General features: G+C 69.3%; 6 protein-coding genes and 1 pseudogene. 1 reads left to right on the plus strand and 6 read right to left on the minus strand.

Annotation, left to right across the window (positions count from 1 at the left end; genetic code table 11):
- Window positions 1-31 precede the first annotated feature (31 nt).
- The 5 genes from ABD841_RS23175 to ABD841_RS23195 form a co-directional block, all read right to left on the minus strand.
- Window positions 32-6,280: a protein kinase domain-containing protein gene (locus ABD841_RS23175; protein ID WP_344975517.1), complete on the minus strand. Its 6,249-nt coding sequence runs from the start codon at window positions 6,278-6,280 to the stop codon at window positions 32-34.
- A 510-nt stretch (window positions 6,281-6,790) separates the two neighbouring features.
- Window positions 6,791-7,267, minus strand: coding sequence for a (2Fe-2S)-binding protein (locus ABD841_RS23180; protein ID WP_344975521.1), 477 nt, complete (start codon window positions 7,265-7,267; stop codon window positions 6,791-6,793).
- 15 nt (window positions 7,268-7,282) lie between these two features.
- Window positions 7,283-9,577: a molybdopterin cofactor-binding domain-containing protein gene (locus ABD841_RS23185; RefSeq protein WP_344975524.1), complete on the minus strand. Its 2,295-nt coding sequence runs from the start codon at window positions 9,575-9,577 to the stop codon at window positions 7,283-7,285.
- Window positions 9,578-9,585: 8 nt separating this feature from the next.
- Window positions 9,586-10,806, minus strand: a complete 1,221-nt coding sequence (locus ABD841_RS23190) for an oxygenase MpaB family protein (RefSeq protein WP_344975526.1) — start codon at window positions 10,804-10,806, stop codon at window positions 9,586-9,588.
- Between the two features lie 122 nt (window positions 10,807-10,928).
- The gene (locus ABD841_RS23195; protein ID WP_344975529.1) at window positions 10,929-12,152 is read right to left on the minus strand and encodes an oxygenase MpaB family protein; all 1,224 of its coding nucleotides are present in this window, start codon (window positions 12,150-12,152) and stop codon (window positions 10,929-10,931) included.
- 185 nt (window positions 12,153-12,337) lie between these two features.
- Between ABD841_RS23195 and ABD841_RS23200 the strand changes: the two genes are divergently transcribed.
- Window positions 12,338-12,994: a TetR/AcrR family transcriptional regulator gene (locus tag ABD841_RS23200; RefSeq protein ID WP_344975669.1), complete on the plus strand. Its 657-nt coding sequence runs from the start codon at window positions 12,338-12,340 to the stop codon at window positions 12,992-12,994.
- 211 nt (window positions 12,995-13,205) lie between these two features.
- Here the strand turns inward: ABD841_RS23200 and ABD841_RS40905 are convergent.
- Window positions 13,206-13,346: pseudogene (locus ABD841_RS40905) on the minus strand (IS1380 family transposase); the annotation flags it as partial.
- Between the last annotated feature and the right edge of the window lie 9 nt (window positions 13,347-13,355).

Genomic DNA, 13,355 nt, shown 5'->3' on the forward strand with positions numbered 1-13,355 from the left:
CCTTGGGTAGTCGTCGGTGTGGTCTTCCGGATCAGATGCCCGCGCCGGACCCGAAGTAGCGCTTGAACTGCTCCGCGACGGTGGCCCAGTCACCGTCGTACGGGAAGCGGACCACGTCCCAGCCCTTGTCGAACAGCCGCTCCTCCGCCTCGGCGTCACGCTCGGCGACGGCGGCGTGGTCGTGGACGGGCCCGTCGACGAAGACCGCGACGTTGACGCCGGGCAGCCGGTAGACGTAGTCGGGCCGGGCGAGCGCCTCGGTGACGAAGGTCTGCGCCTCGTCGGGCAGGCGCAGGCCGCGCTCCTTGAGCCAGGCGATGAGCCTGCCCTCCAGTGCGGTGTCCGACTGCGCGGTCAGGCGCGCCAGCTGCTCCGAACGGGTCTCGCCCCGGCCGGTCGTCCGCGCCTGCGCGCCCGCGAAGCGCAGCAGCAGGTCACGCACCGAGTGACGGTCGATGGATCCGTGGTCGAGCTGGTTGCCGTAGGTGAGCAGGCACTCGTAGCAGCCCAGGGCGCAGGGCCGGTCGGGGTGCGGGCCGCCCAGGTCCGTGCCGTCGGTGTCGAAGTGGCAGATGGACAGGGCTTCGGCGGCGGCGCGGGCCAGCGCCCCGGGCTCGGACTGCATCAGGCGCAGGACACCGGCGCCGCCCTCGGCCGCCTCCGTGAACAGCATCCGGTCGCGGGGGCCGTCGTCCGGCGGGAGCAGCTCGCCGGTCAGCTCCGAGTCCTCCAGTTCGAAGGCGGCCTCGATGCCGCGTTCCAGCGCGTACATGAGCGAGAGCGCGACCGGCCTCGGCAGCGGCTCGTCCAGTTTCAGCACCAGGATGTTGCGGCGGTCCTCGACGTAGGGGATGACGCGCTTCTTGCGGCGTTTCTCGTTGCCGTCGGCGTCGATGACGGGCATCTCGCTGGAGTCGCCGGAGGCCTCACCGGCGTCGCGCTCAGTCATCCAGCGGCCGTCGGCGGGGTCGAGCCAGAAACCGTCCGGTTCGTCCGGCTTGGCGCGCACGCGGCCCATGTTGGTGATGCGGACGGTCGCCGAGTCGCCGTACGAGACGGTGGCGAGCCTGCCGCCGAGGTCGGAGACGAGGGCGTCCCGGCGGCCGGGGCGCAGCCCGTGGTCCTGGAAGCGGTAGGAGGTCACGAGCCGGAAGCCCGCCTTGCGGCGCTCCTCCTCGTCGGAGGAGATCCGCTCGCGGCGCTTGGTGTAGACGGTGTGCAGCTGGAGCAGCCCGTGCGTGGTCGCGCGCAGGGGCTCGTCGCACATCTGGCAGCGGTCGTCACGGTCACGGGTGTCGTGGTGGTAGCCGCAGCCGGTGCATCGCTGGGCGTCGGTGGTGACGACGTCACCTGTCGTGTCCGGCGGCAGCTGGATGCGCGTGACCTGGTAGCGGGCGCCCTCGTGGTAGATGAGGGCGCCGGGCCCGAACTCGCGGATCGCGAGGAACCGGGGACGCTGGAGGTAGTCTCCGTCGCCGAACCTGCGCCCGGTCGTGGGGATGTACGCGGCGAGCGGCAGCCGCGGGAAGGAGTACCCGGGCAGGAAACCCTCACTGGCCAGGTAGCGGTACGGGTTGAAGTCGGACAGCACCGACTTGCTGTCCACGCTCTCGTTCTTGAGGAGGTTGAGCTGGGTCTCGGCCTCCCGGCGGCGGCCGACGGCGATCTTGCGGTCGCGCTCGGAGAGCGTGTGGTCCAGGACCCGCCGGTTCTGCTCGGCCTGGTCGGCGAGGGCGGCCCGGAACAGCCCGCGCCAGCGGTCGAACGACCGGTCGAACACCTCGGGAGCGGCACGGACCTTCTCCTCGATCCACCCGTCGTGCCACCAGGTGGTCTCCGCGAAGTCGGCCAGCAACCCGCCGAAGACCTGGCGGGCGGCGGCCACGGCGCGGGCCTGGGCGCCGGGGTCGCGCGAGCCCGCGGCGATGTCGTCGAGCAGCGGGAGAGCGGGATCGGGGCGACGCGCGTCCTCGGCGTATCCGATGTCGATGACCCCGGGGATGGCGCGCCCCAGTTTGAGCCCGGTCTCGGCGAGCCAGACGGCCTGGACGTGGGAGCGGACGAGGTCCTCGTTGGCGAGGTCGAGACGCGGCGGTGCGACGGCTCCGGCGACCATGCGTTCGGAGCGGCGGAAGTAGTACTGGTCGTGACTGTTGCCGGTGGCGCAGTAGGTGGTGACGAGCGCGGGCTGCCCCGACCGGCCGGCGCGCCCGCTGCGCTGCGCGTAGTTGGCCGGGGTCGGCGGCACGTTGCGCATCATGACGGCGTTGAGCTCGGAGATGTCGACGCCCAACTCCATGGTCGGCGAGCAGTAGAGCAGCTTCAGGTCGGCGCTGCGGAAGGCGTCCTCACGTCTCTCCCGCTCCTCGGGAGCGACCTGGGCGGTGTGCTCGCGGGCGGCGAGGCCGCCGAGGGCGCCGGCCGCGCCCCGGTAGAGGTCGCGGAAGAAGGCGTTGACGCGGGGGCCGTCGCCGCTGGGGTAGGTGCGGGTCAGCGGGTCGTGCGTGCCGGTCTCGCCCGTTCCGGCACGCCAGATGAGGGCCGCGGCCGAGATGCGGTAACCGGTGACGGCCGGGCCCGCCGGGCGCCGGAAGCGGCCCGCGCGCTGCGGGGCCGCGGCGATCTCCTGTACCAGTCCCGCTTTGGCGAGCACCTCCAGAAGTTCCACGATGATCTGCTGGGCGTCGTCGACCGGCAGGTCCTTGCCGAAGTGCACGCGCCGCAGGTACTTGCCGAACTTGCCGCGCCCGGACAGGAACAGGCCGGAGCGGTCCAGGCCGGGCCTGGACCCCTGCGGGTAGGCGGTGCCGACTCTGGGGCGGTCGCTCGCGGAGAGCACCCAGGGGTCGACGAGGCGTTCCTCGCTGGCGCGCTGGAGGGTGTCGAAGTCCTCCCGGAAGTGCTGCACGTCGATGGCGAGGGCGCGGCGCAGCTCGTCCAGCAGCACCCGCATGATCTCCGCGCGCCGGCCGGGCTCGGCGGCACGCAGCTTCCGGTGGGTTCCGGACCAGCGGTCCTCCTTCGCGGCGAGCCACTCCAGGTCCTCATAATCGATCTTCAGCAGACCCGTCTGCTCCAGGTTGGGCATGGTGATGCGCCAGCCGCGTTCGAGGTCCAGGTAGAGGCGGAAGGCGATGACGTCCCGCAGGGTCTTGGCGGCGTTGCGCGCCAGCGAAGGAGGCAGGTCTTCGGTGCGCGCGTACTCGGCCGGTTCCAGACCCAGCGCGCCGGCGACGCGGGCGGCGAGTTCCTCGTGGCGGATGCCGTCCTCCCCCGCCTCGACGGCCGCCCGGTACAGGGCGCCGCGCAGCTGGGTGATCTGCACGAAGTCATTGAAATGACCGGCCTGCAGGGAGGCGTCCTGCCGGTTGTCGACGAAGGTGAGGAGCTTGCGGGCCTCCTTCTTGAGCGCCTCGGCGGGCGCCTCCTTGAGGGAGCGGACGATGGAGGCGGAGACGAGGGAAGTCGCCGAGGAGCGCCCCTCCTGGTCGAGTCGTGCCAGTTTGGCGAAGTCCTTGCCTCTGACCTGCTCGTAACTGACCCCGCAGTGCAGGCAGAACAGGAACGGCGAGGGGATGAAGGCGGCCCTCAGCTCACCCCGGCCCTCGACCCCGTACGGGTCGACGGTGACGGCACTGGGCAGCCGCACCCGGTAGGAGGTGCGGACGACCTCCTGTCCCCTGTCGTCGATCTCCAGCCACGACTCGGGCAGGCGGCGGTCGGCGATGGCCTCCTCGGGCGTGCGCGGCCAGGGCCGGTCGGAGTCGATGTACAGGTAGCCGTCCCCGGCTCGGCCGCCGGTGGCGGCGGTGTCCGGGCGTGGGCCGTAGACGGCTCTGCCGTCCTTCTCCGTGCGCCACACGGTCAGGTACTCCTGACCGCACTCCCGGCAGAAGGCCAGCGGGAGCAGGATCTTGCCGTCCGAACCGGGCTGGACGAGCTGGTAGTCGCGCGTCAGGTGGCGGGTCGGCTTGTCCTCAAGGGTGACGTAGACGGTGTCTCCCTTGGAGAGGAACTGGTGCAGCCGGAAGGCGAACAGGGGGCGCTCGGTGACCGGGTGCCTGGCCTCCGAACCGGCCTTGAGAGTGCGGCGGATCGCTTCCGCGCACACGTCCTCGGTCAGCCCGCTGTCCCGGGCGAGCTCGGCGGCCGCTTCCTCGATCTTGGCGGGTCGCTGCCGGACCAGGCGCCCCGCCTCGTCCGTGGCGAGACCGAAGCGCGTCTCGATCCAGCGGGCGAGGGGGTCCCGCACCAGGTCGGTGTAGGCGCGCGGCGCCCCCGGGGCCCGGAGCCGCGCGGCCGGCACCGTGTCGGGGGCCTCGCCGGTGGCACGCACGAGCGTCTCACCGATGACGTTCCCGGAGCTCACCTCGGCGCCGAAGAGGGTGGTGGCGACACGGGCGACGACCTCCCGCCGGTCCTCGGCGGTGCCCTCGCTGGACATGGTGGCGGAGGTGCCGACGCACTGCAGGTGCTCGGCCTGGCAGGCCTCGCGCACCCGGCGGATGAGCAGGGCCACGTCCGCGCCCTGACGGCCGCGGTAGGTGTGCAGCTCGTCGAAGACGAGGAACTCCAGCCCCTTCGCCATCCTGATGAGGGAGCGCCGGTCATCCGGACGCGTGAGCATCAGCTCCAGCATCACGTAGTTGGTGAGCAGGATGTCCGGCGGGTTGTCGCGGATCTCCTTGCGCCGTTCGTCATCCTCCTGACCGGTGTAGCGGGCGTAGGTGACCGGCTCGCGGCCGGGACCGTAGCCGTCCTGCAGATACTTCTTGAGCTCCTTGACCTGGCTGTTGGCCAGGGCGTTCATCGGATAGACGATGATCGCGCGGACCCGCTTGCGTGCCTTGGGGCCCTCCCGCTCGCGGTCCTTCAGCACCCTGTCGACGATCGGCACGATGTAGGAGAGGGACTTGCCCGAGCCGGTGCCGGTGGTGAGGACGTAGGAGGCACCGGACCGGGCGGTGTCGATCGCCTCACGCTGATGCCGGTGGAGCGTGAGCGGGCGGCCGTCGCACACCGTGCCGTCCTTGGTCTTGCCCGCCTGGAAGATGCGCGCGCACTCCGGGTGCAGCACCCCTTCGTTCGCGAGCTCCAGGACGGTGCCGCCCGAGGCGAAGAACGGGTTCAACGACAGCCAGGGGTCGGGCCACTGGGATTTGGCGTCCAGGTCGTTCTCGACGAAGGCCGCGATCCGGTCGTCGCGGATGATCGTGCCGCCCTCGGTGAACGAGCGGTAGTCCTCGATGAGCTTGCGGTGCACGCCGAAGACGTCCATACCGGATGCGGCCTGCCGAGGCCCCGGGGTGTTCACGGGGTCGGTGGATGGCTTGGGAGTGCGGCTCTCGGCACGCACGGTCGTGAGGTGGCGTACGGGATCGAAGCCGTCCCAGCCGGGGACGTGCCCCTCGCCTTCGGCGAACGGCAGGAGGGCCTCCCGGACGGCGACCGCGTCGGCGGGCCGGTCGGCCGGGTCCTTGGCGAGCAGCCGCTCGACGAGTCTCACCAGATCCTCGGGGACGTCCGAGCGGAGTAATCGTACGGGGGGCGCCGGTTCGGTGAGGTGCTTCTGCCCGAGCTCGTGCGCGGACTCACTGTGGAACGGTGGAACCCCGGTGAGGAGTTCGAACAGCATGCACCCGAGGGCGTACAGGTCGGCCGCCTGGGTCACCGCCGAGGCGAGGAACTGCTCGGGTGCCATGTAGCGGGCGGTGCCGACCGTGACACCCGTGCTCGTCACCTTGCCGTTCTCGATGTCGTCGGCGATCCTGCCCATGCCGAAATCGAGGACCTTGACCACGCCTCCACGCAGCAGCATCACGTTGGAGGGCTTGAGATCGCGGTGAACGACACCGGCGGTGTGCGCCGCAGACAGACCGTTCGCGATCTGCGCGCCCAGCGCCGCGACCCAGGCGATGGGCAGTTGCGGATGCTCGTTCACCAGGTCTCGCAGGGTTTCCCCGTCCAGAAACTCCATGGCGAGGTAGGGCAGGCCGGTGTCGTCCACACCGCCGTCGATGGTGCGGGGGAGGTTGGGATGGTCGAGCCTGCGCATGATGCGCACCTCGCGGTCGAACCGCTGGACCGCCTTGACGTCGGCATGCGAGGTGACGCTCGCACCGGAGCGGCTGCGCAGGATCAGCTTCACCGCGACCACGCGGTCCTTGGCGTCGTCGACCGCCCACAGATCCTCGGCGCGGTGAACCTCCCCCATGTTGCCCTTGCCGATGGCTCCCAGGAGACGGAACCGGTTCGCCACCCGGCCCAGGTTCACAGGCACTCCTCGTTCTCCCCACGGTCGGGGCTGGGAACGGACCCCAGCGGCAATCGACACACTCTCATGCCGTAGTTAGATAGATCACCACTATCTTCAGCAGAGTACACGTTCACCGGAAAATGGGACGCGCATTTCGCGTTGACATGGTTAACAGATATCCGCCGCTCCCCGCAGCCGGTCGCCCCCGGAACCGGAATGGATGAGCGGGCCCGCAGAGAGGGGAGGCGCTCGGGACGGCGACGGTGAAACCCTGCGGATGGGCGCATGCCTGTCAATCAGCGCCCCGGCAGGCTGGAGTTACGCCCGACGCGATGATTGTTATGAACCCGGAGCCATCCTCGGCGGGCCCTCACCGGGTCTCGCCGGGCGGGAACGAGCCCGGCGCGGGACGTCGGCCAGGTGGCCGGGCCGCCCTGCCGTCCCGACCTTCCCGATTGACGATCCACAGCCGGGGTCTGCCGCCCGCCCGCCCGCCGGCCTGCGTGATTCTCGGATCAGCCCCGCACATGCGCCTCACATGTTCTCGGCGCCGGCTCTGATGGCTTCGCGGATACGGAAGTAGGTGCCGCAGCGGCAGATGTTGCGGAGGCCGTCGAGGTCGGCGTCGGTGATTTCGCGGCCTTCGGCGGCGGCACGGCGGACCAGCGCCACGGCGGCCATGATCTGGCCGGGCTGGCAGTAGCCGCACTGGACGACGTCGTGGTCGAGCCATGCCTGCTGCATGGGGTGCAGGTCCTTGCCGACCTTGGCCGGAAGTCCTTCGATGGTGGTGACTTCGTCGGTCGGCTGGAGATCTTTGACGGGGATCGCGCAGGGGTTGACCGCTTTACCGTTGAGGTGGCTGGTGCACGCCTTGCAGACGTTGATGCCGCAGCCGTACTTCGGTCCGGTGATGCCGAGAACGTCGCGCAGCACCCACAGCAGGCGCACGTCGCCGGCGACGTTGACGGTGACCTGCTCGCCGTTGACGCGAAAAGTGTGCTCGGGCACTCAGTTCTCCTTGTTTCAACGGGCGTGGTTCAGGCCGTCGGTCGGGGATGGAGGAATGGGCGGAATAGTCGGTTTGGGAGTGAAGGAGAGCGTGCCGTGGTTGATCGGGAAGCTGGTGGGCATCGTTCCGGTCGCGCGGCCGTACGCGCAGGCGACCGCGGCCATCGACGCGGCGACGCCCAGTTCCCCGGCACCGCCGGGCTTCTCGGAGGCGCTGGGCATGACGATGATCTGGAGTTCGGGCGGGGTGTTCCACTGCCGGGTGTAGAAGTAGTTGTCCCAGCTCGCTTCCAGGAAGTATCCATCGCGCAGATGCAGACTGGAGGTCAGGGCCAGCGCGATGCCATCCATGATGCAGCCCATCATCTGCGCTTCCAGACCCCGCGGGTTGACGGCAAGGCCGACGTCCACGGCGAACACCACCTTGGTGACACGTGGTCCGGTCACACCGTCGCGGATGGGGCGGTTGACGGTTTCGGGCCGGCAGTCGATCTCCACCAGCGCGGCGCTGACGGACTTGTACTCGGCGTGGAACGCGATGCCCTGCGCGGTGTCGGCCGGCATCGGCCGCCCCCAGTTGCCGGCCTCGGCCACCTTCGCCAACACCGCCCGGGAGCGATCATCGCGGAGAAAGTCGTGCCGGAACCGGTAGGGGTCCTTGCCCATCCTCGCGGCGAGCCGGTCGACGATGAGCTCCCGGGCGCAGGTGACGTCGGGCGAGTAGACGTTGCGCATGCTGCCGGTGTTGAAGCCCTTGTCCGTTTCGCTGAGCAGCCGGCTGCTCACCCCGAAGTCGTAGGACATCGCCTGACTGAGCTGGAAGAACGTTTCGGAGAAGCCGATGTCGCCCACCGGGAGCCGCGCGGCCATGGCGGTGATGATCTCGCCGAGCCCGTGGCCGAGGTCCGTGGAGACGCTGGTGTGCCGCTGCTTGTAGCTCAGCACGGTGTCGCCGGCGTAGGCGACGCGTACCCGCGAGGTGGCCATCGAGTGGGTGCGGCCCTGGCGGGAGTCGTCGGCGCGGTGCCACATGAGCTTGACGGGTTTGCCGATCCGCTGGGACACCTCGGCGGCTTCCAGCGCGGCGTCGAAGAACAGCTTGCGCCCGAAGGAACCACCGCCTTCGGTGACGTGCACGGTGACCCTGCCGAGCGGCAGCCCGAGCTTGGCGGCGATGGTCTGCTTGGCGACGATCGGTGACTTCAGCGCCGACCAGATCTCGGCGCGGTCGGCCCGTACGTCGGCGATCGCGCAGTTGGGTTCCAGCGCGCTGTTGCTGCGGAAGTAGAAGGTGAACTTGCCTTCGACGGTCGGGGTCGGCGGCCTCAACCCGAGCGGCAGTTCCGCGGCTTCCAGCTCCCGGAGCACGGTCTCGTCGGATTTTCCCTCCGCGCTACCGGGTTTCCAGGAGACCCGCAGGGCGCGTACGGCGTCGATGCACTGGCCGAAGGTCTCGGCGCGCACCGCCACCCCGGTGGAGATCACCACGACGTCGGTGACGCCCGGCATGGTGCGGACCTCGGCGAGGTTGGCCACCGAGCCGACTTTGCCGTTGATGGTCGGCGGGCGGCACACCATCGTCGGCTTCGCGTCCGGGACGTCGAGGTCCATCGCGAACTTCTTGCGCCCGGTCACCGCCTCCAGCGCGTCGATCCGGTTGTGCGGTCTGCCGATGACGGTGAAGCTCTCACGCGACGTGAGCTCCACGGAGACCTGCCGGGTCCGCATGCTCGCGGCCTTCTCGGCGAGCGCGCCGATGTCGATGCCGCCGCCGGAGCGATCGGTGATCACCCCGGCCTTCAGCGTCAGGTCGGTGACCGCCGAGCCGAGTTCGGTCGCCGCGGCCGCCAACAACCGGAGCCGGGCGATGGCGGCGGCGACCCGGATCGGGATGTAGGTCGCGATGGTCGTGTTCGACCCGCCGGTGAGCTGGTTGAACAGCAGCTCCGGCCGGGCATCGGCCAGCGTGACCCGCACCCGTTCCAGCGGCACGGCCATCTCCTCGGCGATCAACATGGCCGTCGAGGTGGTGATGCCCTGCCCCACCTCGGCCCGCGGCAGCGCGAACGACACCGTGCCGTCCCGGTTGACCTCGACCGAGATCAGGCCCGAGGTCGGCAGCGCCGCCGCGGTCATCATGTCGTTGAGGTCGAGCAGTTCCGTGAGTTCCGGCGAAGGCAGCCGGGCATCGGCCGCCGGCGTCGGCCTGAGTTCGGCCGCGGCCACCAGGGTCGGAGCCGCCAGCACGTACCCGAGGAACCGGCGCCGCCCGATGGCCTCGGCCGGCCCGTCACCATTCGATCCCGTCATCATCCGGCTCAGCCGGGACGGTTGGTCGTGGGGATTTCGATCTTGGTCTCCTTGCCCTTGGTGAGATAGAACAGGATGTATTTCCGCGCGGCTTCGTCGAGGACCCAGGCAGCCTCGGGGACCAGCGGCAGCGGAACGAGGCCCTCGCGGAATCTCACCAATGCCGGCCAGGCGGTGGGGATCACCCGGTCCCACACCGGCTCGCGCTTGATGCCGTCCCAATCGGCCACCTCGTCGCCGACCAGGTACCGGGCGAGCGCGTTGCACAGGGGCCGGCTGATACTGCCGGGACTGGTCTGCTCGGCAAGCTGGCCCAGCAGGATGTCGGTCAGTTTCACACCCTCGGGTGTCGGTCCCATGTTCCGGGGCAGGACCTGGTCGGACTGGGCGTTGGCCGCGTCCCAGGTGGCGGGGATGTACTCGTCCCTGATGCCGAGCATGTGCGCGGTCACCTGCCACACGTGCAGGTACGCCTCCGACTCGGCGGCGCTGATCGGGACCTTCCACTCGAGCATCTTGCGCATGGCGTAGGTCGGCAGGGTGTGCCAGGTGACCAGCATGTCTTCCTGACTGATCGGGATGCCGCCGGTCCAGTGGGGAGATTTCTGCAGCAGGTGTCGTACCGCCGCGTGCACCAGCCGGGTCTTCACGGCCTCGACCACACACGAGCCGCCGGGCCGGTACGCGTTCAGGGCCCCGACGGCGAATCCCAGGATGCTTGTCTTGGCGACGCGATCTTCCATGTCCGCGCCGCCCTTGGAGTAGTAGACGGAGCGGGCCTCGTTGGGGATGGCGGTGGCCAGCATGCCGCCGCCCACGCCGTTGAGCAGATTGAGGTACAGCCCTCTGGACTTGTTGAACTCGGCCGCGGTGTTCAGCTTGCCGTGGTCCGCCCACGACGGCAGCCGACGTGCCTTCTCCATGAACGACCGCAGATCCTCCGGCAGCCCCTGGGGTAAGGGCTGATCATTACGGTTCCAGTCCCACAGCAGACGGTTGACCTCGGGCACGGCGCCGCGATCGAGCAGCGAGGCGACCAACGGGTCGGCCTCCTCGTCCCACACCCACCGCGGGTCGGCGCCGGCGCCGGAACCCGCGACCGAACCGCTCGACGCCCAGGTCCAGGCCATCAGGGAGCGCGCCTGGGCCGGGGGCGCCATCCCCAGTGCTCCGAGCGCGCCCAAAGCCCCGCCTGAGATCAACATCTTGCGCCTGCTCAACTCCGTCATGTCCTGAACTCCTCCCTGAGTCCTATAAGCCCGTAGCGGTGCCCCGGCCTGCGGAACGGCAGGCCGGAGCCGGAGTCTTTCCTCCACCCGCGGGGTCATCGGTCCGCCCCGGACAGTCCTGATCAGGACGGGCGGTTGGTATCCGGAATCTCGATGCTGATCGGCCGCGCTTCGGACAGGAAGAGCAGGGCTGCTTTGCGAAGGAACTCGTCGAAGAGCCAGTAGGCCTCCGGCGCCAGCGGGAATGGAAGCAGGCCTTCGCGGACGGCGATGAAGGGCCCCCAGGCCACTTTGAGGAGCGGGTCCCAGATCGGCTCCCTGGGGATCTTCAGCCATGTGGCGATCTGATCGCCGAGCAGGAAGCGCGTGAACGCGCCGAGTATGGGCTTGCTGAGGATACCGCCATCGACCGAGGAGCCGAGGTTGAGGAGGATGTCGGCCAGCTTGACGCCCTCGGTCGTCGGAGCCAGCACCGGGTCCAGGACCTGCTCGGCCTGGGTATTGGCCTCGGCCCACGACGCGGGGATGTACTCCTCCTTGACGCCGAGCATGTACGCGCCCAGTTGCCACGAGTGCAGGAAGGCCTCGGACTCGGCGGCGGGGATCGGCACCTTCCACGCGGTCAGCTTCTGCATGACGGTCGTGGGCAGGCTGTGCCAGGTGACCATCATGTCTCGCTGGCTGATCGGAATCTCTTCCTCGGCGACCTCCGACCAGTGCGGGGACTGCGGCAGCAGGTGTCGCACCGCCGCGTGCACCAGCCGGGTCTTGACGCAGGTCACGATCATTTCGCCATCGGGCTGATAGGCATTCCGCGACCCGATGTCGTACCCGAGTTTGGCCGTCTTGGAGATGCGGTCCTTCATGTCCGCGCCGCCCTGGGAGTAGTAGACCGCGAGCGCCTCCTTGGGGATGACCGTGCTCATCATGCCGCTGGCCAGCCCGTACAACACGCCGAGGTAGGGCCCCCGCTTCTTGTTGAACTCGACCGCGGTGGCCAGTTTGCGCCGGTCGGCCCACGATGGCAGTTGACGGGCTCGCTCCATGAAGTCCCGCAGGTCCGCCGGCAGCCCGGCCGGCAACGGCTGACCGTTCTTGGTCCAGGTCCGCAGCAGCTCGTTGACCCTGGGCACATCACCCCGGTCGAGCAGCGAGGCGACCAACGGGTCGGCCTCCGCGTCCCACACCCACCGCGGGTCGACGCCTGCCCCGGTGCCCACCACCGAGCCCTTGGCCGACCACGTCCACGGTACGTGCGCCCGCGCGGGTGCCGCGACGCCCAGCGCACCGAGTGCGCCCAACGCCCCGCCCGCTTTCAACACGTTGCGCCTGCTGAGTTCACCCATGCCTTCGCTCCTCCTTCTCGACGAGGCCGGGAGCACCTTCTGATACGATGAAACGCGTTATGGATCTGCGTATCATCAATAACAGCACACCGTGACGGTCATCACAAGGCCCATCGCGTGACTGTTGGCGACTGAGGCAGAATCAGTCATAGGAGGTGATCGTGGAACCTGCGCTGTCCGTTCTCATGGCGCCGTCGGGCTCGGAGTCGTTGCTGGAGCGCGCGTACATTGATGCCGTCGAACGGGTCGACGACATGGACGAGACCCGTGCGCGCATACTCGATGCGGCGTATGAGCAGTTCCGCCGGATGGGTATCCGTCGGTCCACCATGGAGGACGTGGCCCGACGGGCCGGGGTCTCGCGGATCACGGTCTACCGGCGGTTCGCCACGAAGGACGCGCTGGTCGAACACCTGGTACGTCGAGAGTTCCGCCGATACTTCGACCAGTTCCTCATCGACATAGAACACGCCGACACCGCCGCCGACCGGGTGGTTCTGGGCTTCGTGAGCTCCTTGCGGGCCATCCGGCGCAACCCGCTGATCGGCGGTCTGATCACCGCGGAACCGGACCTGCTCGTACCCTCCATGATCAACGACGGGGGCCGAACCCTCGCCACCGTGCGGCAGTTCGTCGCGGGCCAGCTCCGCCGCGAGCAACGCGCGGGCAACGTGTCGAGCGACCTGGACACCGACCTCGCGGCCGAACTGATGGTCCGGATCTCCGCCTCCTTCCTGGCGATCCCCAGTCACGTCATCGACCTCGACGACGACGAGCAACTGGCCGCGGTGGCCCGGCAGTTCCTCGTGCCCATGCTGGAACCGACCGGCTCCCCGGACTGACCGCCGAGAAGAGCGAATCGTGGAGCAGCGGCTGCTCGCGAAGGCCGCGGGCATCGTCAAGCTCACCCGGCCGACAAGCGCGCGTAAGAATTCAACGGCAACCTGACCGGTAGCGGCGTGTTGCGGTATGCCGCCGTTACCGTCGCGTCCTGTCGACGACGCGCGAATCCGGGTTCCGGCACGAACTCCGTGGTCCCGGCCCGGCATCGTCGAGTCGTCCGGCCACGGCCGGCAGGCACAACCGCAGGCGTTTGGGCTCGTAGCGGCGGGCCGGTCCGTTCGGGGCGAGCATCTGCATCCAGGCCAGGAGTTCACAGGCCGGCGCGACGAGTTCGCACCAGATCTGGTTCTGGGCTTCTGA

It is taken from the genome of Streptosporangium fragile, assembly GCF_039534445.1.
Taxonomy (GTDB): Bacteria; Actinomycetota; Actinomycetes; order Streptosporangiales; family Streptosporangiaceae; genus Streptosporangium; species Streptosporangium fragile.